The sequence below is a fragment of the Paenisporosarcina antarctica genome (assembly GCF_004367585.1).
Classification (GTDB): Bacteria; Bacillota; Bacilli; order Bacillales_A; family Planococcaceae; genus Paenisporosarcina; species Paenisporosarcina antarctica.
On the sequence record NZ_CP038015.1, the window covers coordinates 589,105 to 614,335 of the forward strand.

General features: G+C 37.2%; 23 protein-coding genes and 1 pseudogene. 19 read left to right on the top strand and 5 right to left on the bottom strand.

The window, feature by feature from the left end:
* The first annotated feature begins 2 nt into the window (after positions 1–2).
* From mdcA to E2636_RS02950, 8 genes and pseudogenes are all read left to right on the top strand, one after another.
* Positions 3–1,664 (top strand): malonate decarboxylase subunit alpha, encoded by a 1,662-nt coding sequence (mdcA, locus tag E2636_RS02920; protein WP_134208851.1) that lies wholly within the window; start codon positions 3–5, stop codon positions 1,662–1,664.
* Between the two features lie 15 nt (positions 1,665–1,679).
* Positions 1,680–2,537 carry a triphosphoribosyl-dephospho-CoA synthase gene (locus tag E2636_RS02925; RefSeq protein WP_134208853.1) on the top strand — a complete coding sequence of 286 codons (858 nt, stop codon included), beginning with the start codon at positions 1,680–1,682 and terminating at the stop codon, positions 2,535–2,537.
* Positions 2,538–2,552: 15 nt separating this feature from the next.
* Positions 2,553–2,849 carry a malonate decarboxylase subunit delta gene (locus tag E2636_RS02930; protein ID WP_134208855.1) on the top strand — a complete coding sequence of 99 codons (297 nt, stop codon included), beginning with the start codon at positions 2,553–2,555 and terminating at the stop codon, positions 2,847–2,849.
* Positions 2,842–4,530 (top strand): biotin-independent malonate decarboxylase subunit beta, encoded by a 1,689-nt coding sequence (gene mdcD / locus E2636_RS02935; protein ID WP_134208857.1) that lies wholly within the window; start codon positions 2,842–2,844, stop codon positions 4,528–4,530. Before E2636_RS02930 ends, mdcD begins: the two co-directional genes overlap by 8 nt.
* A complete protein-coding gene (locus E2636_RS02940; RefSeq protein WP_134208860.1) occupies positions 4,521–5,141 on the top strand; it encodes a malonate decarboxylase holo-ACP synthase in 621 nt (206 codons plus the stop codon). Before mdcD ends, E2636_RS02940 begins: the two co-directional genes overlap by 10 nt.
* A gap of 249 nt (positions 5,142–5,390) precedes the next feature.
* Entirely contained in the window at positions 5,391–5,600 is a 210-nt protein-coding gene (locus E2636_RS02945; RefSeq protein WP_134208862.1) for a hypothetical protein, read from the top strand.
* A 249-nt stretch (positions 5,601–5,849) separates the two neighbouring features.
* A pseudogene (locus E2636_RS19630) lies at positions 5,850–6,170 on the top strand (VOC family protein); the annotation flags it as partial.
* Positions 6,171–6,527: 357 nt separating this feature from the next.
* On the top strand, positions 6,528–6,902 hold the full coding sequence (locus tag E2636_RS02950; RefSeq protein ID WP_243840764.1) for a VOC family protein: 375 nt from the start codon (positions 6,528–6,530) through the stop codon (positions 6,900–6,902).
* 255 nt (positions 6,903–7,157) lie between these two features.
* On the opposite strand, the gene E2636_RS02955 is transcribed toward E2636_RS02950, so the two are convergent.
* A complete protein-coding gene (locus E2636_RS02955; RefSeq protein WP_134208864.1) occupies positions 7,158–8,390 on the bottom strand; it encodes an MFS transporter in 1,233 nt (410 codons plus the stop codon).
* A gap of 340 nt (positions 8,391–8,730) precedes the next feature.
* Between E2636_RS02955 and E2636_RS02960 the strand changes: the two genes are divergently transcribed.
* The 3 genes from E2636_RS02960 (at position 8,731) to E2636_RS02970 (ending at position 10,261) form a co-directional block, all read left to right on the top strand.
* Entirely contained in the window at positions 8,731–9,264 is a 534-nt protein-coding gene (locus E2636_RS02960) for a CBO0543 family protein (protein ID WP_134208866.1), read from the top strand.
* A 261-nt stretch (positions 9,265–9,525) separates the two neighbouring features.
* Complete coding sequence (locus E2636_RS02965) at positions 9,526–9,846, top strand: hypothetical protein (protein WP_134208868.1); 321 nt, start codon at positions 9,526–9,528, stop codon at positions 9,844–9,846.
* A gap of 121 nt (positions 9,847–9,967) precedes the next feature.
* Positions 9,968–10,261 carry a hypothetical protein gene (locus E2636_RS02970; protein ID WP_134208870.1) on the top strand — a complete coding sequence of 98 codons (294 nt, stop codon included), beginning with the start codon at positions 9,968–9,970 and terminating at the stop codon, positions 10,259–10,261.
* 744 nt (positions 10,262–11,005) lie between these two features.
* Here the strand turns inward: E2636_RS02970 and E2636_RS02975 are convergent.
* Both E2636_RS02975 and E2636_RS02980 read right to left on the bottom strand, forming a co-directional pair.
* Positions 11,006–12,568 carry a hypothetical protein gene (locus E2636_RS02975; protein WP_243840716.1) on the bottom strand — a complete coding sequence of 521 codons (1,563 nt, stop codon included), beginning with the start codon at positions 12,566–12,568 and terminating at the stop codon, positions 11,006–11,008.
* 100 nt (positions 12,569–12,668) lie between these two features.
* A complete protein-coding gene (locus E2636_RS02980; RefSeq protein ID WP_134208875.1) occupies positions 12,669–13,469 on the bottom strand; it encodes an ABC transporter ATP-binding protein in 801 nt (266 codons plus the stop codon).
* Between the two features lie 145 nt (positions 13,470–13,614).
* Here E2636_RS02980 and E2636_RS02985 point away from each other — a divergent pair, with 145 nt between their 5' ends.
* The gene (locus tag E2636_RS02985; protein ID WP_134208877.1) at positions 13,615–14,358 is read left to right on the top strand and encodes a hypothetical protein; all 744 of its coding nucleotides are present in this window, start codon (positions 13,615–13,617) and stop codon (positions 14,356–14,358) included.
* 295 nt (positions 14,359–14,653) lie between these two features.
* Here the strand turns inward: E2636_RS02985 and pssA are convergent, their stop codons facing one another.
* On the bottom strand, positions 14,654–15,349 hold the full coding sequence (pssA, locus tag E2636_RS02990; protein WP_134208879.1) for a CDP-diacylglycerol--serine O-phosphatidyltransferase: 696 nt from the start codon (positions 15,347–15,349) through the stop codon (positions 14,654–14,656).
* Between the two features lie 217 nt (positions 15,350–15,566).
* Here pssA and E2636_RS02995 point away from each other — a divergent pair, with 217 nt between their 5' ends.
* Complete coding sequence (locus E2636_RS02995) at positions 15,567–16,082, top strand: hypothetical protein (RefSeq protein ID WP_134208881.1); 516 nt, start codon at positions 15,567–15,569, stop codon at positions 16,080–16,082.
* 77 nt (positions 16,083–16,159) lie between these two features.
* On the opposite strand, the gene E2636_RS03000 is transcribed toward E2636_RS02995, so the two are convergent.
* On the bottom strand, positions 16,160–16,756 hold the full coding sequence (locus tag E2636_RS03000; RefSeq protein ID WP_134208883.1) for a hypothetical protein: 597 nt from the start codon (positions 16,754–16,756) through the stop codon (positions 16,160–16,162).
* A 289-nt stretch (positions 16,757–17,045) separates the two neighbouring features.
* On the opposite strand from E2636_RS03000, the gene E2636_RS03005 reads away from it, so the two are divergent.
* From E2636_RS03005 to E2636_RS03030, 6 genes are all read left to right on the top strand, one after another.
* Entirely contained in the window at positions 17,046–18,152 is a 1,107-nt protein-coding gene (locus E2636_RS03005; protein ID WP_134208885.1) for a sugar ABC transporter substrate-binding protein, read from the top strand.
* Between the two features lie 91 nt (positions 18,153–18,243).
* On the top strand, positions 18,244–19,764 hold the full coding sequence (locus E2636_RS03010) for a sugar ABC transporter ATP-binding protein (RefSeq protein ID WP_134208887.1): 1,521 nt from the start codon (positions 18,244–18,246) through the stop codon (positions 19,762–19,764).
* Between the two features lie 12 nt (positions 19,765–19,776).
* On the top strand, positions 19,777–20,952 hold the full coding sequence (locus E2636_RS03015; protein WP_134208889.1) for a sugar ABC transporter permease: 1,176 nt from the start codon (positions 19,777–19,779) through the stop codon (positions 20,950–20,952).
* A gap of 315 nt (positions 20,953–21,267) precedes the next feature.
* Positions 21,268–22,242, top strand: coding sequence for a sugar ABC transporter substrate-binding protein (locus E2636_RS03020; RefSeq protein WP_134208891.1), 975 nt, complete (start codon positions 21,268–21,270; stop codon positions 22,240–22,242).
* A complete protein-coding gene (locus E2636_RS03025) occupies positions 22,242–23,708 on the top strand; it encodes a sensor histidine kinase (protein ID WP_134208894.1) in 1,467 nt (488 codons plus the stop codon). The genes E2636_RS03020 and E2636_RS03025 overlap by 1 nt, the downstream gene beginning before the upstream one ends.
* The gene (locus tag E2636_RS03030; protein ID WP_134208896.1) at positions 23,683–25,227 is read left to right on the top strand and encodes a response regulator; all 1,545 of its coding nucleotides are present in this window, start codon (positions 23,683–23,685) and stop codon (positions 25,225–25,227) included. Before E2636_RS03025 ends, E2636_RS03030 begins: the two co-directional genes overlap by 26 nt.
* Positions 25,228–25,231: the final 4 nt, after the last annotated feature.

The following is a 25,231-nucleotide window of genomic DNA, read 5'->3' on the forward strand; positions in this document are numbered from 1 at the left end:
TAATGGAATCGACAAAACAGTTTGGTAATAAAAAACGGATATGGACGACACGGCTCGATGCGAAAAATAGACGAATAGATAGTGTCAAAGGTTTGGTAAACGGGATGGTGATCCCAACTGATCAAATTGTAGATGTAATGGAAAAGCTAATCAGACCTGGCGATCGTGTAGTTCTAGAAGGAAACAATCAAAAGCAAGCTTCGTTTCTTTCAGAAGCACTTGCCCAAACGAATCCTAAAAACTTGTATGATTTGCACATGATTATGTCTAGTATCTCAAGACCTGAACATCTTGATCTGTTCGAGCGTGGCATTGCGAAGAAAGTGGATTTTGCCTACGCAGGTCCGCAAAGCCTCCGGATGTCTCAAATGCTTGAAGATAAGCAATTGATGATGGGAGAAATTCATACGTATCTTGAACTTTATGGGCGCCTTTTCATAGACTTGATTCCGTCTGTTGCATTGGTCGCAGCGGATAAAGCGGATCGATTTGGAAATCTTTATACAGGACCGAACACGGAAGAAACACCGACACTTATTGAAGCTACCGCATTTAGCGATGGGATTGTCATCGCGCAGGTGAATGAATTAACGGATGATTTACCGCGAGTTGATATACCCGGATCGTGGATTGACTATATTGTGGTTGCTGATAAACCGTATGAACTTGAACCATTATTTACACGCGATCCCCGTCACATTACCGATATTCAAATTTTGCAGGCGATGATGGTTATTCGCGGTATTTATGAAAAGCACGAAGTACAGTCGTTGAATCATGGTATTGGGTATAACACTGCAGCAATTGAATTACTGCTACCGACATATGGAGAATCACTCGGATTGAAAGGTAAAATTTGCAAACACTGGGCGTTAAATCCTCATCCTACATTGATTCCTGCGATTGAGAGTGGCTGGGTCGAAAGTGTACATTGTTTTGGTGGGGAGGTTGGCATGGAGAAATATGTAGCCGCCCGCCGTGATGTGTTTTTCACTGGACGTGATGGCAGCATGCGCTCAAATCGGACTCTTTCACAAATGGCAGGACAATATGCAGTTGACTTGTTTATCGGTTCCACTTTACAAATAGATGAGGAAGGAAATTCCTCTACTGTAACGAGAGGCAGATTGTCTGGTTACGGAGGGGCACCTAATATGGGACATAATCCCGGTGGACGCCGTCATTCAACACCTGCCTGGTTAAACATGATAACGTCAGAAGATCCATTAGCTCGTGGGAAAAAACTGGTTGTGCAAGTGGTAGAGACATTCCAAGCTGGAAATAAGCCTGTTTTTGTCGAGTCCCTAGATGCAATTGACGTGAAAAAAGATTCTGGACTGGCTACAGCACCGGTCATGATATACGGTGATGATGTCACGCATGTTGTAACTGAAGAGGGGATTGCATATCTGTACAAGGCTGACAGCATGGAAAAGCGAAGGGAAGCCATTGCAGCCATAGCTGGTGTTACTTCAGTTGGATTAAAGCACAATTCGAATAAAACAGATAAATTGCGACGTGAAGGATTGATCGCATTCCCGGAAGATTTACAAATTCGCAGAACTGATGCAAAGCGGTCACTACTTGCTGCAAAAAATATAGAGGAAATTGTCGAGTGGTCAGATGGGCTATATGAACCGCCGGCAAAATTCAGGAGTTGGTAAAATAGGAGGAGCGAAATGTTTAACGAGAAGAAATCTTTTAGTATCACCGCAGCTAAATTAGCCGTTCATTCATTAATAGAAGAAGTTGAACTTACACCGAAGCCAGGACTTGTTGACAAAAGAAATAATGGTGCGCACCATGACATAACTCTTCAATTGATGAGAATATCAGCGGAATCACTCACAGAAACTTTTGAAAAAATTGCATTCATTAGTTATGGACGCAGTCCTTCACAATCTCTAAGAGAAGAAATTGCAGAGATTGGTCGTGCTGGAGAAAAAAGAATGTTTGAAGTTACTTTCGGAGTGAATACGCATAAAGGGGCTATTTGGGCTATCGGCCTGCTCGTATCATCTACCTCGATGGGAAAAGGAATGTATAACATAGAAGAAATTGTTACATTGGCCGGTGAATTAGCTCGTTTTACTGATAGGTATTGTCCGGAAACTATTACAAATGGTAGTAATGTTACTACAAAATATGGTGTAGGTGGAGCAAGAGGGGAAGCTCAACAAGGATTTCCAAATATTATGAATTTTTCTCTCCCTATGTTAAATCGTTCAAGAGAGTCAGGTTATACGGAAGAAGAAGCCAGACTTAATGCGCTTCTTTCATTAATTGCCCAGCTGGATGATACGTGTATTTTACATCGTCAAGGACTTGAAGCCCTATCGTTTGCCAAACATCAGGCACATTATTTACTAACAAATGGCAATTTGGATTGGCTAAATACACTTGATGAGACTTTCACAAAACGAAATATTTCACCAGGTGGCAGTGCTGATCTGCTAGCTGCTACGCTGTTTTTAGATAAAATCCAAGCAAATAAAACAGAAAAAATAACTCGTAAAGATTATGTATATACAAATTAAATGGGGGTGCTTCATTTGGAAAGTATGACATTCACGTTTCCTGCAACGAAAAAAATTAATAGCCTCGCACATGTAGGTGTCGTCGGATCAGGTGATTTAGAAATTATGATGGAACCTTCAGGTAGTTCTCAAACGGAAGTGACGATTCGAACAGGAATAACTGGATATAAAGATACTTGGGAATCTGTTGTTCAACGTTTTTTCTCACAGCATGAAGTTGCAGTGAAGGTTAAAATAAACGACTTCGGTGCAACACCGGGTGTAGTGAAACTCCGTCTTGAACAGGCACTGGAGGTAATCTCTAATGATTAGAACACTAAAAACCAGTTTTGTAGAATCTAACGGACGCGAGCGAGTTCATGGGATATTAGATAATGGTACCTATAAAGAATTGCTTGGCCCATGGGATGATCTAGAATCCCCTCATTTGGAGCCACAGGGAATCGTACCGCAAAGTGATGATGGAGTTATTATTGCTAAAGGAACAATTAACAAACAGCTGGCGGTTGTCATATCGATAGAGGCAAATTTCCTGGGTGGCGGGATTGGTGAAGTATCTGGTTCGAAAATTGCTGGTGTACTTGAAATGGCGCTAAAAGATTGTAAAGCTGGTACAAAAACGATCCCTGTGTTGGTTTTAGATACAGGAGGCGTTAGACTTCAAGAAGCAAATTATGGTGTACTATCAATCGCTGAAATCTGTGCAGCCATTGTGGAGTTAAGACGTTATGTCCCAGTTATCGCAGTCATTCCTGGGAAAATCGGAGCATTTGGAGGAATGTCCATTACTGCTGGTCTTTGCAGCACAATCATTATGACTCGTGGAGGACGTCTTGGACTAAACGGTCCGGAAGTAATAGAACAGGAAGCTGGTATCCGTGAATTTGATTCGAAAGACAGGCTACTCATCTGGAGAACGATTGGAGGAGAACAGCGGGCCGCTGCTGGTTTTGCAGATGTTATGATCGAAGATGATATAGAATCTATCATAGAAGTGATTTCATCTTATATAAACGACGATACGATACTTGTTCCTAGGACAGAGCAGGTAAGTCGGTACGAAACATTTTTAAGTTTGGTCGATCCAGAGCATCGATTGTCATCTGAAAAAGTAGGGTTGCTTTGGACTGAGTCTAAAAATGCAGTGATTAAGGAGGATAAATCGATTATTTTAGAGAGTGAAGAAGCCATGGGGCGTGGGAGAAAATGGTTTGATTTGCTACGTGATGATGCTTTAGAAATAGGGGATATACCATCTGTTCGAGTAGCAGACAGTATGATTGGAGAGAAAGCAGTTCGATTTATTGCCGTAGTTCCTGACTCTCAAAATCGTTTTCCGCGTGCGAGAAAAGGTGAAGTGGGTTTACAGGAAGGTTGGTCAATCGCAAAACATGTTCGAGAAGCCATGGAAGAGGATAAAAATAGTGAAAAGCGTACCATTGTCGCAATCGTCGATGTTCCGGGTCAGGCTTACGGCTATCATGAAGAACTTCTCGGTATTCACCAAGCTTGTGCAGCCGCGGTGGATGCTTATGCTTCAGCAAGATTGAATGGTCATCCAGTAATTGCATTCATACCGGGAAATGCGATATCAGGTGCATTTTTGGCACATGGTATGCAGGCGAATCGACTGATTGCACTACGTGATGATGGTGTGAATGTACATGTCATGTCGAAACAATCGGCTGCTAGGATTACTCAGAGAAGTCTTGAAGAATTGGAAGCTGCTACGAAAAAAGTACCGGCAATGGCGTATGATGTTGAGTCATTCGAAAAGTTAGGTGCCCTGTCCTCGTTAGTAGATGGAGTAGAAGCAGACACTCCTGGGAAAAAAGAGAGGGACATCATATATAAAGAGATACACCTTGCCATTGAAGATGTTTGGATGGATGGTTCAATTGATTTAAGTGTACGGTTAAAGTCTTCTTTTGCTCAATCTGGCAGGGCAGCATCAATTTTAGTCAGAGAAAAGTTGAGTGAGCAGTGGAATTAAATACACATGACTTGTTGGAATTTGAAAGTGTTAAGAATTTGATCAGTAATTCACCATTACCAGAATGGGTTGAAACGTCAATCGCCAATGTACCTTTTGTAGTAGTGAGGCGTGCCAAGGTAAGTGAAGGACTTGTGCCAGTTGGAGTACGTGGTCCGAAGAGAAATGAGCGGTTCGCCGCCTTCTTGCCAGTAGAACAAATTGTGAGGCGGATTACGCCGGAACAGCTAGCGCAAGAAAGGAAATGGAACGACAATTCTAAAGAAATTTTTAATTATTTGGGGCGAGTTAGCAAATTAATGAATACCTATTCACTCAATTGGGGCCCAGTAGGAAGTGTTGGGTTTGAACTGGCGAGTGGGAAAGAAACGACAACGAAATCGAGTGATATTGATATTGTTATTCGCTTTTCGAAGGGATTCACGACTAGTATTGCCAAAGAAATAGAAGCGGAATTGAAAAAAATCCAGGTTCGTGTAGATGTTCAGATGGAAGCGATGAAAGGTACTTTTTCATTAAGTGAATATGCTATATCGGAAGGACAACCAGTACTATTTAGGACAGTGGATGGACCTTTGTTAAAGAGAATAAGTATACATGATTTAAGGTAATAAGCTAATGTCAGGAGGAAGAATATTTATTAATTACCAATATATAACTTTTTGAAAATAGTCTACTTTTTTTGATGCTCTAAGTGTGGACACATTTGTTCACCATGGATGAAAAACCTCAGAGTATTCACTACAATTGCATTGATCGTTAATTAGTATGATTAGTTTCAGGTTTTGATTTTATTTGCCCTTATCGACATGGTAAACGGACATAGACTCCTATTGTTAGCAAATAGGAGTTGATTTAAAATGATTGATCGTTATTACCGTTATAACCCACATCAGCATAATCAAACTCCTCATTACAACCTATATTATTTTAAGAACAAAGTGTTGAACGAAGTGGAAGGAATTGTTCAATACGAATTAAAAGAAGCGCAATATACTTCCTACACACAGCATTACGAGAAGTTTCTGCTATTGCATATCTTATGGGTATGGGATATGAACCTATTGTAGCCTGACAAATGGTTGAGTCTTGGGAAATCAACGAAACATTTTAGCCGCAATAATACTCAGGAAAGATAAAGTAGGTAAATCCGAGTGAGACACCTTTTATAGTAATGACACAAGAAAAAAAGTAATGAGAGTCTCCTAACGTTAGTAGGTTTCTTTTCTTTGCTCATCCTAAAGATGTAGAATTCTTTCATCCCATTGTACATGTGGTTTGGAAGAGTTTTTTTGTACAATTGATTTGAGGTGTTGAAAATGAAAATTCTAAGAATCGTGTTGGAGACAGTAAATATACAAAAAATGAAAGAGTTCTATTCTGAAGTTTTAGAGATGCCCATCGTAAGGGCAAAGGAAGGCTTTTTTACAGTAAGGGCAGGGAATACACATATTACCTTTCAGCAATCAGGCCATGTGGAATCACCGTTGTACCATTTTGCATTAAGGAGTAATCTTGATTTTTTTGATTATATGTTTAGTAAAATCATGCGTAGTAACGTCAATCTTTTACCTGATTCCGATGGGAGATTGAGTGGGTATTGGGAGGGAAAGCGTGCATATTTTACTGATCCAGACGACAATATTGTCGAGATGTTGGAGCGTGATATTCCTGGTAATGCAGATAATTTGGGGTGGTATGATGTGTGTGAAATAGGACTTCCTTGTGAAAATGTTGAGTCCATGAGTGAGTTCTTATCACCAATCACGAATGATAACAAAACGAACTCAAATACATTTCGTTTTTATGGAGATAAGGTTGGAACTTTTATTTTGGTGAAAGAAGGTCGGAATTGGTATCCGACAGATAGACCAGCAACAATTCATCCAATTACAGTTGAAGTCGAAGGGGAGCAATATCAGGTAATGGAACATCCGAGTTTACCTTATACGGTCAAGGTGAAAAAGCCATGGACAGATGCACTTCCAGTTTTGCAAATGAGAATTGCAAGACCAACAACCCAATTGGATAAGGTCATTGAATTTTATGAAGTAGGTTTAGGACTGCAGAAAGTCGGTGAGTTTTGGGGACATAATGGATATGATGGTGTGATGTATGGGCTACCTGATAACCATGTACATCTGGAGTTTACCAGTCATGTTGCAGGAACACCTTGTCCTGCTCCAACTAAAGATAATTTGCTTGTTTATTATTTACCGGATTGGAATGTGATATCTAAGGTCACAAGTAGGTTGGCAGATATGGGCTATCACGAAGTTGAAGCAGAAAATCCTTATTGGCAAGACTCTGGAATTACCATTGAAGATCCGGATGGTTGGCGAATCGTCTTGTTTTGCTCTACTGGGTTGTAAGTGAAGGGAATTCTGACTGTGTACAGAACAAAACTGTATATGTAAGATTATTCACCGTGACAGTATTGAAAGTACAAGGGTGGTCTAGTTCTAATATAAGAACCACTTACTTTTTGTTCAGTAGGTGACCATTTACTAATCCACGAAACGAAAACACCTCCAATCTATAATCTCGATTGGAGGTGTCTTCTGTATGGTATGCATACTTTCTAGCATATGAGCTTCATAGTCATATGCCTCTCCTAATCGCCCATATTACTTAGTAATCAGCGGTGGTGAAGTCATCTTTTGATCACGAGGGAGTGCAAGTCCAACAAGTCCTAGTATTGGTAACAATGAAATGATGATCATGGTCGTATATATACCAATATGGTCCATCAAAATACCAATCACAACTGCCCCTATAGCCCCCATTCCAAAAGCGAGTCCAACTGTTAGTCCCGCCATCGTCCCAATCTTACTCGGCACAAGTTCCTGTGCATAAACCACAGTGACCGAAAAACTTAGCATGATGAAAAATCCAATAAGTATTAGTAGAACAATCACTGCTGGTAATGGTACATATGGCAGGAGAAGGCATAATGGTACTGGGACTATAAGCGATAATACAATGACATTTTTTCGTCCTATTTTATCTGCCCAAGGGCCTCCGAAAAATGTGCCGACTGCTCCGACTGCTAGAAATAAGAAGATGATGAGCTGTCCTTTTTGAATCGTTAACCCGTAAGATTCTATTAAATGAAAGATATAAAAGCTTGTTATATTCGTCACATAAATGGAGCGGGCGAAGATAATCATGAGTAACAGACCAAGTGCGACACCTATTTGTTTTTTCGTTAAATTCGCCATTGAAGACAATAGTACTCTTTTACGCTTCAGTAATTTTTCTTGTTCTAACTGTGCCTTATACCAAGCTGAAATTTTCATTAATATAAAAATGCCAAGACCAGCGACTAGCAAAAATAGAGCAGCGCCTCTTTGACCAAGAGGTACTAAGATAAATGCGCTGATAAGCGGGGCTAATGCTTGTCCTGTATTTCCTCCCACTTGGTAAATGGATTGTGATAGACCTCTTTTATGTCCGGCTGCCATAAAAGACACGCGGGAACCTTCTGGATGGAAAATGGCAGAACCAAGTCCAATAAAAATGACGGAAACTAGAATCATCCAATATTCTGGGGCAAATGCTAGTCCTAAAATCCCTAGAAATGAAGCCATCATTCCAAATGGAAGTGAATATGGTTTGGGTTTCAGATCACTAAGATAACCGACGACCGGCTGTAGTACTGAGGCGACCATATTCAATGCGAATGCAATTAACCCTAACTGTGTAAACGTAAGCCCAAGATCTTTTTCAAGGACAGGGAACATCGCTGGAATGACTGATTGGATTGAATCATTCAATAAGTGAACGCCACTAATCGCAAATATGATTGGATAGACTGGATTGGAAACCATTGAAGATGAAGTTGTTTTTGCTGTTGTCATAATACATCCTCAATTCTCGAAAAATATAGATGAATATAGTATAACAATCAATTAGAAAGAAAAATGACATTATTATAAATATTACTGGTGTCTTTTGCTGCTTAAGTATGAATTGATCCTATCCCAAGGACATAATAATGATGATTACTTCCCTTAGGTAATGGCTAAGCTAAAGGGAAATTTAAAATGTAGCATTTGAAAATCATATGTATCAACATAAGGTTACACTATAAACTGGATTCATCTGTCTGTTATTTGACTAGGATGGGTATCTTAATATAGAGACAATTACTGTTACTAATGTAAATGCCATACATTTTATTTTGAAAAGGAGTATAAAATGTTACATACAATTGCTTGGTACACTCCATTATTTATTACTGTATCACTCATATTTGTGACATGGCGATATAGTGATTGGCGAAATTGGAGAAAATACTATTCAACTATTCTATTCATTAGCATTGTTAGTCTACTTTCCTTCATCTTAACTACCGATTATCCGTTGTGGTTATATAATGAATCTTTCTTGTTTCCTAATCGAATGATGCACGAAATTAGAATGATTTTCTTTCTATTCCCTTCAATCATTCTGCTTTTTTTAACATTTTATCCAAATGCATCTGTCATGTTAAGACAGCTTGCTTATATATTCATATGGGCCATTATGTGGTCAATATTTGAATCATTTTTGGTATTCTTAAAAATCATAACGCATCATAATGACTGGAACATGCCATGGTCAGTAGTGGTTTGGTTTATGATGTTTTCCGTGATAGCTATCCACCCCAAAAAACCAATATGGGTATGGCTAATTTGTCTTATTTTTAGTGTGGTTGTTATAAGTTACTTTAATATTCCTTTCACAAAATGATTGAAGTGACTTATTCACTTTGATCATTTTTTTGTGCACTAAGTACTGTGCTCATAAGGTAGATAAAAGGGTGTCGGAAACCTATAGATATTAAAGACATGAACCGGACAGGAAACCATTGAATGAATAAAATATATATTTCTCTTCTACTCAGAGAATAGGTTAGTTGATGAAGGAATATGCTATGTCTTTCAAGAATATTACAGTTATACAAATAATATTTTGTGAAAACAAGAAGCAGTAATTCAAGGGGGAGTGGTATTGTTTTTAAAAGTAATTATTTTTTTAGTTATAGTGGTTCCTTTCCTATATGTCTTGATAATGGATTATCAAGGTATAAAAAAGGAATTAAAAAACAATGCAGTATCCATTTTATTGGAACTTCTACTGTTCTTAAGTCTTTTAGTCTTTATTGCTGGTTTATTTAGTGATTACAAAATACTTTCAAATGTAGCTGCAATATTATTACTTTTACTGACTTCAAAGAAGTTATTAGATCTTTGGAAGACGAAGAAGATAAGTGTAATTTATACTTTAGTTCTTTTTATTTTATTTTTTTCCCTATCCAATCTCTTAAACTAACGGATACTTTAGTAAATTACAGAAAAGAAATCGTCAAAAAAAGGTCGAATTTTATTAACAGATCATTTTTGGAAGTGCAAATTAGGGGACATATTAACTCTCAGACAGTGGGGTGTGAAAAGTGGAGAATTATTTAAAAGAAAATAAAGTGAATTGGATGCAGTGGAAATTAAGAATGCCGTTGGTTTTATTCTTGTTAGGCTTAATGGCAGGAATATATCAATCATTTCCAAAGTTATTTCTTATCCCAAATAGTTACTTAATTAGCAGTATTCAGTATTTAGGCGGAATTGCCTTACTTATTTGGCTGTTTGAAAAAATAGGTTTAAATGATAAGAAAGTCCATTTCTCTGTAGGAATTTTATTGATTGCTGCAGGGTTTCTAATTGATTTCATCTTTGTGGGATATAGATAGTAAACCTTATTGGTATACACTTTATGACTGTAGACGTAATGATGTAATTACTTTTATTGAAGAAATATCAAGGATGATAATATAAAGACCGGAAAACTAAGGAAGCACTAATAAAACAAGGTGATAGAAAAATACTTGAAATGGATGAAAAACGTTTAATATATATCAGATTTGCTGTTAATAAATAGAAAAAGCTGCCTTAACATGGCAGCTTTTCTTTGTTTGAACACATCCGAGGTCCGATTATTAGTTCGTCAATGTTATGTGCTTAATAATTCACTACATTGATTTCAAATGATTTGGAATCAAAATTGTTTTAGTTAATAACTTTATTTGCTATTCGTTGTATCTTTGTTTGAAAAACTTAAAGAGAAACACAATTATTAAAAAAGACTCAAAAGAAAATACAATGAGGTAGATAATAAAATTACAGGTACTATACCTACACCGGCACGTGCTACATACAGTTTAACGCTACTTGATTGATATTTTGCAAACTCTAGCTTCTGCACGTAATAATAAACTACAAGAATGGAGACTACTGTACTAAAAATGGCGACAGTACTACTTAACATTGAGACCAGACCTTTCTTAGAGTGAAGTTTCTATAGAAATTATAGACTTCGCATTCTTAATGTTTTACTTAAGTGTGTAGACAGTGCTCCTAAAATTACATTCGCAAAAAGCCAACTAGCAGCAGGAATTAGTGCAATTAGAAATCCAACAGCTAAGATATGAATTTTTCTAAACTTTAGTTACATCAGAACCATCAGCTGGTTGTTTTATATTGAATATGACTGTTTTCTTAGGGAAAATGATTGCCCAACCGACAATAGTTGAGATGAGTAATGTGAACAGATAAATGTATATGCCATACGGGATTACTAAAGCTAACAGATGCCCCCCTACAAATAGTCCGGTGATCAATAGAAGTAGAAAATTTTTAGCTGTTTGTGTTTCTTGTGCAAATTCAAAGGATTGAGAAAAAGGATAGAATTCATTGTTTATAATCTTATACGTAATCAGTACTTGAACAATCCCTGACAAAAAGACAACAAATAACTCTGGCACAATTTTAACTGAAAAAATCCAAAGAAATACGATGCTGACGATTAGGAATACGGGTAAATACAATTTCACTAAAAAAGCTTTGAGTGTTGAGCTGTAAATTGCGGATACTTGGCTTATCGGAGCAGCTCGATATATCCAATTTCCTTTATAACTTCCTGAAAACTTCAGCATATGAACGATAGATGGAATCATGAGATTGCAAAAATATAGAGATAAGTACATTTTCCCTTGAGATAGATCTGTGAATGATTTCATTCTAAGCTCATTAAAGACAAAGATAATGGGCAACACAATTGATAGTCCAAGAGCTGGGTATACTTTTAACTTAAATTGTCTTTCTTGTTTCATCATTAGTGTAGCGAACCGAAAAAATAAACGTTCTTCTTTGCTGTAGCAGGTAATTTTTGCCCACAAGTCATCAATTCCATGCCACTTCTTTTTACCTGTTCCGGTATCAGTTAACAACTTTTGCAAATTGCTTTCAAATGAAGGCATTAAACGATAATAAATGAAAAAAGAAAGTAATGGCACACAAATGGCGAGCATTGAAAAAACAATCATCGGACTTGAAAAATTTTGATGGAGAAATAATTCAAATGGTGCTCCGAACCAAAACGCAGGGATTAGGGTGTGCCACCAACTGAAAGTGTATGAAATATCTAGATTTACTAATTCAAAAGATCTGGCTAGAAGCTGATAACCAATCAAAATGCTTACAGATAAAATGATTTGCACATAATTAATGATATCTTTTAATCGTTCACCATTAAAAAAACGCAAGATAAATAAGTAGGTTAAAGCGGTAAAAACAACGACAAAAATACAGACAAATAATAACTCCACCAAAAAAAGAATTGCAAACAGTATCCCTTGGCTTACTATGCTGATAACGAATGGTATGGTCACAAGCGCAACCGTTAATAAAGACATATAAATCATTACATGAAGCGTTTTTGCTGTACTAATGGTTCTCTTACTAACGGGTTTTGTGTTTAGTATATCTTTATCTTTAAGGTCCAATAATACTGATGAAAAATCAGAAATCATCGATGTCATTAAAATGAACATGATCATTCCAAATACAAGACTCATTTGAAACATATAATTTTCGCCTAAAAGGACAAAAGGAATTAATATCAAGCCATAAAAAGCATATAAACCTAAGGATTTAAGAAATTGATTCCCTTCCGATTTCTTCGCTCCATTGAAAATGGTGGGCACACGTCTTTGATCCATAGTCAGCTTTATTTGTAGAATTTTTCTCATTACTTCGTAATCAATCCCGAACATAATAAATAAACGTTTAAATAAGTCTAGAAATCTTAAAGACTTGAACTCATTCATTATTCTGTACATCTCTGATAGTCGAAACAAAGTTTTCCGCAATACTTTTGTGTTCATTAAAACCAGTTAACTGATTAAAAATTTCCTCAAGTGTTCCTTCTTTACTTTGGAGTTTTAATTCTTCAAAACTTCCGTCAGCTACAATTTTTCCATCTACTATCAAAATAATTCTACTGCTTATTTTTTCGACCACATCCATGATGTGAGAGGAATAAAATATCGTTTTTCCTTGTGCAGCGAGCAGTGACAACATCTCTTTAATAATCATCATACTATTGGCATCTAATCCACTTAACGGTTCATCTAAAAACAATAAATCTGGATCGTGCAATAAGCTAGAAATAATTAAAACTTTTTGTTTCATTCCTTTTGAGTAAGAAGAAATTCTGTTGTGATACATGTTTCCAAGTCCGAATTGATTCATCAGTTTGAATGCTTTCAACTCTGCATATTTTCGGTCTAACCCGTATAGTTCACCACTGAAAGTTAAGTATTCACTTGCCGTCAGATTATCATAAACTTCCGCATTTTCAGGCACATAACCGATTCTTCGTTTATATGTATGATCGCCTATTGCAATGTCTTGTCCAAAAATTTCAACTTTACCTTCATATCCGTCAATTAAGCCAAGCATAATTTTAACCGTGGTGCTTTTACCCGCACCGTTTGGACCAATATATCCAATAATTTGTCCTTGATAAACTTCTAAATTTATACCATTTAATACTTTTTTCCCACCATAACTCATGGTTAAATCCGTAAGAGCAAGTACCTTTTCAGAACCTATATTCATTATGTTCACCTCTAAAAATTAATAGTAATACTATTCTAACATATCCAAATGGGGAATTTGGATTTAATTTCCTGTTATGTCCATCCTGCCATTTTTAAAAAACTTTAGTATAATTATAAAAAATAATAGGAAGGGGGAAACATACATGAGCATCGCAGATTATTCTAAATTCCAAACTTATAAAAAATTGATCCAGTCTATACCTGTCCCCTTTGATGATGATGCATTAATCAATGACCAATTTCTACTAGAGAAAGATGACAAGAAGAAGCTTGAAATTTATTATGCTCCTTTTGAATATGTTAACGAGAACGCCAAAGTGGTGATTGTTGGGATTACTCCCGGTTTACATCAAATGAAGAAATCCTACTCAACGGTGTTGAATGTGATGGATCAGCAGATATCAGATGAAGAGATTCTTCATGAAGTGAAGAAGAACTCCAGCTTTGAAGGACCTATGCGGAAAAACCTAATTCAAATGTTGGACGAACTTGGATTGAACCATTATTTGGGGTTATCATCTTCGAGTGAACTTTTTGGTGCGGCTAGTCATATGGTTCAAACGATGTCGGTATTACCTTATCCTGTTTTCTATAACGGCAAAAACTACAGTGGATCCACACCCGATATACTAAAAACAGAAGTACTAAAAAGACATATTATTGATTACACAGCAGGGGAGATTAACAAGTTAAATGATCCACTCATCATTCCACTAGGAGTTAATGTTTCAAAGGTGTTAATGTATCTTGCTGATAATGGTTATATTACTAAAGAATCGATTTTAATTGGATTTCCTCATTCATCAGGTGCGAATGGTAACCGACATAAGCAATTTGCCACACATAAAGAGAATATGCAAAGGAAACTACAGGATTATTTTGGGTGAAAGAGCCGTTGGAATGAAGGTTTGGATAGATGAATATTTACATAAGTAAGAAGCATAACTTCAGTAAAGTAAATACTAATGGTGACTCGAAGAAAATCGTTATATACAGTAGTTGTCCAATCAGGGTGGACGCACATCATCCTCTGAAGGATTGTCTATAGGAACAGATAAGAGCGATGTGATTTATTTGTCACATCGCTCTTAATTGTAATTCTTTAAATTATGGTGAAGAAGGTTAAATTTCAGTCAGGATATATCTGGAATCCCATTAAATCCTAGGATATTTGCGTGCTGTTTATCCTTTTCCCTTATTGCCTTTTACTTTGATGAACCAATAAGCTACATAAATGATGTAGATGGGTGTTGCTATGTAAATTAAATAAGGGAATCTTCCATAGGATTCGATATTAACTATGACTAAAAGCGCCCCTAAAAATATCGTTACAATGGTTCCATACTTAGGTAAAGGAACCTCTTTTAAGCTAGGTATTTTAAGTTTACTTACCATTAAGAAAGATAAAGCTGTAAAAATAACAGTTGTTACGATGCTCGGGATTTGATTATTAAATAATGTTAATAATGCTAATATTCCACCAGCGGCTGTGATGGGTACACCGGTAAAGTGAGTACTGGACTCATCTTCGGGAGCGGTATTAAATCGTGCTAACCGGTAGGCTCCAAACAGAGGAAACAACCCGGAGATAGCGAGACCAAGCAATCCATTATTGAAAAATATCGTGTAGTATACCAAAAAACTTGGAGCTACACCGAAAGTTACGATATCGGCCAAAGAGTCTAATTCTTTCCCTAAAGGGGTTTCAGCATGTAACATTCTTGCAATTCTACCATCCATACTGTCTAACATCATACCAATGAGAATTAATACTGCAGCATTTGTATATTGATGATTTGCAGCATAGCCAATAGACAAAAATCCACAAAATAAATTTCCTAATGTAAAGAGATTAGGTATCTGATTTTTTATATTCATATTCCACCTCACTTACATAGTCAGTTGTACACAGTTAGTTTACTCATTGAAAAAGAAATCTAACAATTTTCATACTAATATCGTGTATTGCTTGTCTGATTATAACATGGTCCCATTGTACTGCCAGGGCTTGAGAAAGAAAATGTTATGATTACTTCCATAAGGTGAAGGTTAGTATAGGGGAAAGTTCAAGGAAATTAATAGTGGAGGAATCTATATGTATGATCCAACAATTTTTGAGAATTTAAAAGTAGCATTTGAAAATCATGTGTATGATCTAGATACTATAAATCACAAAATTAATATTACGAACCGACTGGATCGAATGAATTTTTCCATTATGGCTAGGGATTTTGCCATTCGATTTACGCTAGTCGATCAACTAGATGTTACAGCAGAAATTGTATTAGAAGCTTCTTTAGAAGAACTAGCAGCGGAGATATTGGAGCAACCTGATAAAAATCCTGGTTGTACTTTATTATTACGTTTTTATAAGCATGTTCAAAATGTACCTAAACAGTGTAAGGAGATAGAGCAAGCACTAACAGATATTTGGGAACTTGACTCTAAGTTAACTCAGACACTGAGCTTCGTGTATGAACAAGGAGCGAAAAGTTACCTAGACATTATTGAAATGACATTTGACCATAAAATTAATGAGCAGCATATGGGTGACATTGCAGATTTTCTAGATCATGTTTTAGAAACACTCGAAGTATTAAATAATATATAAAAACATATAGTTTGAGTAAGAAATGAGCAGTGACTAAGTCACCGCTCATTTTTTCTATCTATAGGGTTTATTTAAACTTATCGTAATTCAACAGATATGAGATACGCTTGCTCATAATCAGTTGCTTTTTTTATATCTTCTTTTGTTTTTATTTCTTTCAAAACAGAAATGTCACTATTACTTGAGTATGCAATTGAACCAATTAAATTACTCTCTACAATAGACAAAGGGCCTTCATTTACACCCCCCGAGGCAGAAGCGAAATTTATTCTTTCTTTACCATCTATATTATTCGGAGATGAACTCGACAAGTGACCATCGTCTTTCATAACCGACATTAACCAATTTTCTTCGTTTTCACTAAGAGTTTGTTGAATGAAGGCTACTCTTATCTTATCGTCAATAGTTTCTTGTGATATTTCTGAACTCATGTTGCCAACCTGACGCACAAATTCACCATTTTCATAATAATCAACGATTGTAATGACTTCCGTTATCTCCTCATTATTTATTTCCAAATCAAATACAAAGGAATGTTCACTCGTTAGATCAACAAGACTTTCTTCAAACTTTGTCAGCTCTGCATGTTTAATCATGGCATCGCCTGTTGATCCCTTTGTACATGCAGTGAGTAGTGATAATGAAAGGATTATACCGATAGATAAATATTTCAAATGAAGACCCCAATTCTTATTGATAATTTCCTGAACATAGTTGTAATTTTTTCCCTGTTCATTTGTACATATTTTAACTTACCAGTAATTCTATCATTATTAACTTCTTTTTTTCAGAGAACTTTGGATGTTATTGACGAAGGTCTTGCAGATTATTAATTGAATAATTCGAAAAAGATGAAAAAGTATAGGTAATACTAAAAGAGTGCTATTGATAGCGCTTTCATAACCGATTTCCATAGCTATAATTGAGTTGTAGCTAAGAAAACAAGGGAAAAGGGGCATGGAAATGAGTAGAATTTGGAAAGCAATTTCTTTAGCAATCGTTGTCATGATGTTCACAGTTATCGCAGCAGGTTGTAGTGATGGTAGTAGTAATGAAGTAAACGTAGGTATCGTATTACCGACGAAAGACGAACCAAGATGGGTACAAGATGAGCAAAGATTTAAAGATGCAATCGCTGAAACAGATTACACAAGTGAAATATTGTTCAGTCAAGGTTCTTCTGCTAAAGAAAAAGAAAACGTTGAAACATTGATTAGTAAAGGAATCGATGTATTAATTATTTGTCCACAAGATGGGGACGCTGCAGCAGCTGCAGTAGAAGCTGCTAAAAAAGAAGGAATTACAGTTATTTCTTATGATCGTTTAATTACTAATACAGATGCAGTTGATTACTATGTTACTTTCGATAGCTTGGCAGTTGGGGCGGCTCAAGCACAATACCTAGTAGACAATGCACAAGGTACAGACGTTCCTTTGTATTTATACGCTGGAGCAGCTACTGACAATAATGCATTTTTATTCTTTGAAGGAGCATGGAAAGTGCTTCAACCAAAAATCGCTGATGGCACATTCAAAATTGCAAACTCTAGCGAAGCGGAAACTTTAAAAGATACAGCTGACCTTTCACGAGATCAACAAAGTAAAATCATTGGTCAAATTACAACAAACTGGGATGCAAACGATGCGAAAAACAAAGCACAAACACATTTAACAGCTGTAAGTGATGAGTTGAAAGGCGATGTAGCGATCCTTGCACCTAATGATGGAACGGCTCGTTCGATTGCTGATGTATTCGGTTCAGATAGCGAGGTTTCAAGTTTCCTTGTAACTGGTCAAGATGCTGAAAAAGCGTCCATACAATACATTTTAGACAGCAAACAATCTATGTCTGTATTTAAAGATGTACGAACGCTTGTAAAAGATGCAATGGGTATGGCAGTAGAAGTATTGGATGACAAAACACCTGAAACAACTGGATCTTATGACAACGGGGAAGTCGATGTCAAAGCTAAACAAACAGATGTAATTGTAGTGGATAAAGAAAATGTTAAACAAGAGCTTATTGATTCTGAGTATTACGAAGCAAGCGAATTTACAGGTCTGGAATAACAAAAATATATAAGTAGAACGAGAAATAGTGATAGATACATCTATCACTATTTCGCCATTGTACTAGTTGTTTTGTTAAGGAGGCAATCAAATGAGTGAATACATTTTAGAGATGAATGGAATTTCGAAAGAATTTACAGGGGTAAAAGCACTCGATAATGTGAATTTCAAAGTGAAAAAAGGTGAAATACACTGTTTAATCGGGGAGAATGGTGCCGGGAAATCAACACTGATGAAAGTACTAAGCGGCGTCTATCCTTATGGTACCTATCAAGGCGATATTGTATTTGAGGGAAATGTTCAGCAGTTTAATAAAATAAGTGACAGTGTGAAGATAGGCATTGGCATTATCTATCAGGAGCTTGCCTTGTTCCCAGACCTTACCGTATACGAAAATATATTTGCAGGTAACGAAGTGAAGCGCGGTCCATTCATCGACTGGAACCAAACGATTGTTGAGTCTACTAAAATGCTGAAAAAAGTAAAACTGAATGTAACGCCAGAAACACTTATTAAAGACTTAAGTGTAGGAAAGCAGCAGTTAGTCGAAATTGCCAAAGCTCTGAGTAAAGAAGTAAAGCTACTCATTTTAGATGAACCGACTGCAGCTCTCAATGAGGACGATAGCGAGAACTTGTTAGAGGTATTGAGTGAACTGAAAAATCAAGGGATTAGCTGTATTATGATTTCCCATAAGTTGAAAGAAGTGATTTCAATTGCGGATAAAGCAACTGTTCTTCGAGATGGTCGAACAATTTGCACACTCGATGCTTCAAAAGGTGAAATTTCTGAAAGTGTCATTATAAAGAACATGGTTGGTCGTGAAATCAATGATATTTACCCGAAGCGTGCGAACAAATTGTTTGGGGATAATGTTCTTGAATTAACGAATTGGTCAGCATTTGATGTCCAGTTAGGACGTAAAGTCGTCAATGATGTTAATCTTCACGTGAAAAAAGGAGAAATTATTGGCATTGCAGGATTGATGGGCTCGGGTCGAACTGAACTAGCGTTGAGCATTTTTGGAAATCCAAAAGCGTATAAATTGCAGGGGGATTTAGTTGTGAATGGTTCATCTAAACCGATCAAACATCCCAGGGACGCAATCAAGGCTGGAATCGCTTATGTAACGGAAGATCGAAAAGGTGACGGACTGTTTTTGATACAAGATATTAAAAACAATGTGTCTGTTGCCAATCTTAATGGCATCTCAACGAATGGAATTATTAATACGAATGAAGAAGTTATAGTCGCAACTGATTATAAAAAGTCATTAAATATTAAAGCTAGCTCTTTGGAACAGGTTGTCGGAAATTTAAGCGGTGGAAATCAACAGAAAGTATCGTTAGGTAAATGGTTGTTTGCAGGACCAAAGATATTGATATTGGATGAGCCGACTCGTGGAATTGACGTAGGAGCTAAGTTTGAAATTTATACGATTATGAATAAGCTGATTAGCCAAGGTATGAGTATTATCATGATTTCATCAGAGCTTGGTGAAGTTTTAGGAATGAGCGATCGCATATACGTGATGGCCGAAGGGAAAATCAAAGGCGAGATGGCGATTGACGTAGCCACTCAAGAAAATATTATGCAACTTGCTACGCAATAGGAGGTAAAATCGATGAACTTTATTAATGAAGCAAAGTCTCTATTTAAAGTGAATATTCGTGACTATGGCATGTACATTGCCTTGATTGTCATTATGCTAACCTTCTCTATCATGACGGATGGATTGTTTATGTCTTCTCGTAATATTAGTAATTTACTAGATTCTGCAGGGTATATTGCCGTATTAGCTGTCGGGATGACATTAGTAATCGTCATTAGACATATTGATTTATCTGTAGGATTTGCAGCAGGATTCCTTGGTGCCATCACCGCAATCCTCCTCACACAAGTGGGAATGCCAATTTATTTGACCATCCCGATTATTCTTGTACTCGGAGTTGTTGTTGGATTATTTAATGGTGTTTTAGTAGCCTCTATAGGGATTCCCTCGTTCGTAGCGTCTTTAGCTGGAATGCTTATCTTCCGTGGAGCACTTTTACAAGTGACTGAAAAAACAGGAACGATTATCATAAAGGACGATAACTTTAATGCAATTGGTAATGGCTTTATTCCTTCGATTCTTCAAATAAATGGTTTGCATTTACTGTCTTTACTTGTCGGTTTAGTCGGTATTTTATTGTACATTTACAGTGAAATCTCCACACGTAAAAGTAAAATAAAGTATCAGTTTGAAGTGGTCTCTAAAAAGATTTTCATCATGAAATTGGTAATGGTTTCAGCCATTATTGCTTATATTACTTGGATTCTAGCAGGCTATAATGGGTTTTCATGGACGGTTGTTATTATGCTGTTGGTCGTTGTTGTCTATCATTTCCTTACAACAAAAACAGTGTTGGGTAGACATATATATGCAGTTGGAAGTAACCCCGAAGCTGCCCATCTTAGCGGCATCAACGTGAAGAAAATCACGTATATCGTCTTTGGATCGATGGGTATGTTAGCAGCACTTTCCGGTATTCTCTTCACCTCGCGTCTCCAGTCCGCAACAACGACTGCAGGTACACTATTCGAGCTTGACGCAATCGCGGCGGCTTACGTTGGTGGTGTATCTTCTGCAGGAGGAGTCGGTAAAGTAACAGGTGCTATTATCGGAGCAATTGTTATGGCCTCTTTATCAAGCGGGATGAATCTACTGGGTGTAGGGATATCCTATCAGTATATGATTCGTGGAGGAGTATTGGCTGGAGCGGTAATCTTTGATGTTATGACCCGAAAACAAAGAGGGTAGATTTTAGCTCATTACTTATTATTGTAACAGTATCCGGGGCACCTATCAAAATAGGTGTCCCCAAAAACGTAATACAAGTGTTAAGTTCAACCTTTACTTAATTACATCTTCCCCCTATAACATCCCTTACTCCTCCCACTCCGTCTAAACTTATTTACTAGTATAAGCGAAGGTTAAACAGTTATTTAGAGCTTGCTCATAACGACTCTCAAATAAGGTGATTCATACCTCCTGTAAGTTATCAGAAAGCATTGAATATTATCCGGTAGATGGTAAGATGAAAAGAGTTTCACATAGGGAAAAGGAGACACTGCTATGCGGAAAATAAGCATTATTATACTCTGTTTCATATTCACTATTCTTAGTTATTTTACATTTATATCGGCAGAAAAGGTGTTTCACTCCGATTTTCAACAGCCTCAAACTTCAGCCCTAAATGAGGAACAATATCGACTTGTTCTTATTACACAAGAACTTGAAACTCCATTTTGGGACAAAGTTGCCAAAGGGGCGATACAGCAAGCTCAACAAGAAGGAGTGAGCCTCGAAGTATGGGGAAGTTATGGCAATAACCAAGATGATTTTTTGAAAAAAATTGAACTTGCTATCCATTCGAAAATGGATGGAATTATCGTGCAGGGGCTGGACACGGAAGAGTTTAGTAGCTTGACGAAATTCAAGGCTGCATCTTCTGGAATCCCGATTATTACCGTGGCAAATGACGTTCCAATAGAAGAGAGTCTTAGAAAAACGTATGTTGGTTCTGATCAAATCTTGGCTGGGAAGATGATAGCCAAGCAGTTGATAGCTGACATGGGTTCCTCAGGAAAAGTCATCATATTAGGTGAAAGTAAACAAGAGTATCATCAACAACAACGACTTCAAGGAATCCAAGATATTCTAAAAGACTACCCAAACGTTGAAACATTGTACGCAGAAACACCCGATACGAAGGAACAGGTCATCACAACTACACAGGATTTACTAAACCAGTTACCAGATGTGGATGCGTTTATCGCTGTTAATGCGAACAATGCGGGAGCCATGATTCAAGAAATCGGCAGACGCTCTCGAGTCGAGCCGTTTCATATTTATACGTTTGACGATGGAACTGAATCGTTCTCGTTGTTAACACAAGGAAAACTCGATGGGATGCTTGAACAATCTCCAGAGAAGATGGGGGAGCTCAGCGTGAATTTAATCATGAAATGGTTAACAGATGAAGCCGTTCCTCTTAACATGGATGGTTATCTCACTGATATTCGTATAGTAAAGGCGACAAATATGTAATGAACACTATTCAGAAGAAAATATGGATGCTCGCCAGTGTCGTATTATTAATCATGCTTTCGATTTGGCTAGCATTTACCTATTATAATCAGAAAACACAAAATCAATATAATGATATTTTGCAGCGTTATTTAATCATGAATGAAGTAACGAGTGCAAGCCAACAAGTGATTACGGATCTTAACAACTATCTACTTAATCCATCACTGACTAATCTTGAGCAAATTAATATGAGTCAAGAAGAAATTCGATATGCGAAGTACGAAGTTTACAATTTGGTAAATGTAGAGAACGAATTCGCATTGACCAACTATATTAATTTAATCGATAGTTTCATTGAAACGACTAATCGATCACTGAAGTTTCAGTCCGAGGAAGAAGTCGAGGCATCCGCGAAAGAGTTTTCTGAAGCGACGCGCATCTCTAAGTATATTTCTGAAATGACACTAACTGTTATCGACACAGAATTGAAGACATATGACCGATTCTATCGTGAAATTATAGAGCAATCGGACGAATTTAAAAAGCTCGGAATTTGGTTACTTCTATTAATTATCGTGTTCCTACTTTTGCTCACGTATTGGTTCTCGTTGACTATTACGAGACCAGTCCAACAACTTACGAAGGCGGCGAATGAACTGTCTAAGGGTCGATTTGATCGGCCAATAAAAGTGGAGTCTAATGACGAAATTTCTTTTCTCGCAAAAACATTCGATCATATGCGAATCAACATCAATAACTTAATCTCAGAAATTCAGCAGAAAGCTCAGCTTGAGCATGAACTCCAGCAGAACAAGCTTCTCTTGCAAGAGAGTCAGCTTCGCAGTCTGCAAAGTCAAATAAATCCACATTTCTTGTTTAATACACTGAACACACTTTCCAAAAAGGCTTATCTAGAAGGTGCTGAGGAGACGAGTGATTTACTCGTAAGTGTCGCAGGGCTATTACGCTACAATTTAAAACGTTTGGACAGATCCGTTACAATCCACGAAGAAGTCGTCGTTTTGCAGCAATATATGGAGATTCAAAAAGCAAGATTCACCGACCGCTTAGACTTTCATTTGGACATAGACGAGTCTTGTTTGCAAGTGCAGATTCCCGGCCTAACCTTACAACCGATTGTAGAAAACGCAGTTATTCATGCAATCGAACCAAAGGAAGATGGAGGCAGCATTTGGTTCAGAGTACTAGATGAAAACGACTCAGTGACGATTGAAATTGAAGACGATGGAGTGGGCATGTCGAAGGATAAAGTTACGCAAATCCTGGAGGAACGCTTAGTCGAAACGGAAGGGCATTCAACTGGAATCGGATTTAGTAACGTCGTTAAGCGTTTACGTCTGTTTTATGGCTTTGAGGACGTCATCCAAATCGATAGCACAGAAGGTCAAGGTACAAAAGTTGTATTGAAAATACCGAAAATAAGGAGAATCGACAACAATGAGAAAGCTCCTGATCGTAGATGATGAACCAATTGAGCGGGACGGAATGCAAGCCATCCTGCATAAAGCTTATCCAGAGCTAGAAATTAAACAAGCGAAAAATGGGAAAATTGCTGTAGAAATGGCCGATGAGTTTAAACCGGATTTAATCCTAATGGATATAATGATGCCGGGGATGAATGGTCTTGAAGCAATAGCACAAATAAGCGAAGAACATCCTAGCATTAAATTCGTGATGGTAACAGCTTTTGATATGTTTGATTACGCACGACAAGCGATTAAGCTTGGTGTAAAAGACTATTTATTAAAACCTAGTAAAGCTAGCGAAATCGTCGCGACGGTTGGAAAAGTACTGAAGCAAAGTGAGATAGAGCAACATTCACTAGCTACGAGCAAGTTCCAACAAGCAGCCATACAAAACGCATTGACAGTTGTTGAAACAGACGTCGTTACCCAATTATTATTTGACCATGTGCATGAAGTACATATTGACATGCTGGTTGAGATGTTGGACATTCGGTCAACGAATGAAAAATTTGTCATGGTCATTTTACTACCGGCAGGCTCAGAAATATACTATTCACAAGTAAAAGAGAAAGTTAGACAGATAGGAAGCGGTTGGGTAGGGGCTTTATACGGTCGCCAACTTCCGATTATTGTATTTAGAGAGCCGCACAGATCATTCCGTTCACAAGCGATTTTCCTCGCTAATGAAATACTCTCCATAGCAAGAAAATCCAATCTCCAAGAAGGTTGGTTTGTTGGAATTGGAAACGTCTGTGAGTCTCAGGACCAAATTAGACAATCCTACCAGGAATCATTAATTGCAACGATGGATACAACTCTTGCGGGTAAATACCGTTTTTATTCAGATGTGCCTGCATTGAGTACTATAAGCGACGGGCAAGAAGCCAAACAATTGGAGAAGCAATTTTTTGAACAAATCCGCCTTGGGCAATGGGAACAAGTCCATGTTAACGTGATGGCTATAATTCATCGATACGAGAACGGAGGTGCCATTTTACTACAAACACAGCAACGTGTTCTTGAATTACTTTGGATCACAACGCGCGTAATGAGCGAGATGGGCATTGAAACGGAAGCACCTTTTTATTCCTTACAAGCGCAGGATTATCGTCAGCTACGAGTAGAGACCGAACATTTAATTGGTCGAATGAAGAAATCTTATGTAGAGCACTATGACAGAGTAGAGGTAGATAAGATTCATCAAATTAAACAATATATTTTTGACCATTCACATGAAGATATTTCTTTGGATGCATTAGGAAGAAAAGTGGATTTGAGTCCAATTTACATTAGTAAAATGTTTAAGGAAAAATTGGGTATTAATTACATTGATTTCTTAACTGAATGTCGGATTGAAAAAGCTAAAAAACTACTAAGAGATCCCGAGAAAAGCTTGAAAGAAATCACATATGAGATAGGCTATCACGAGCCTAATTATTTCAGCAAGGTGTTTAAAAAGGTGTGTAGTGTTTCACCGAAAGAATATCGAAATAGTTTTTTGGGCAAAAAAGACTAAGGAA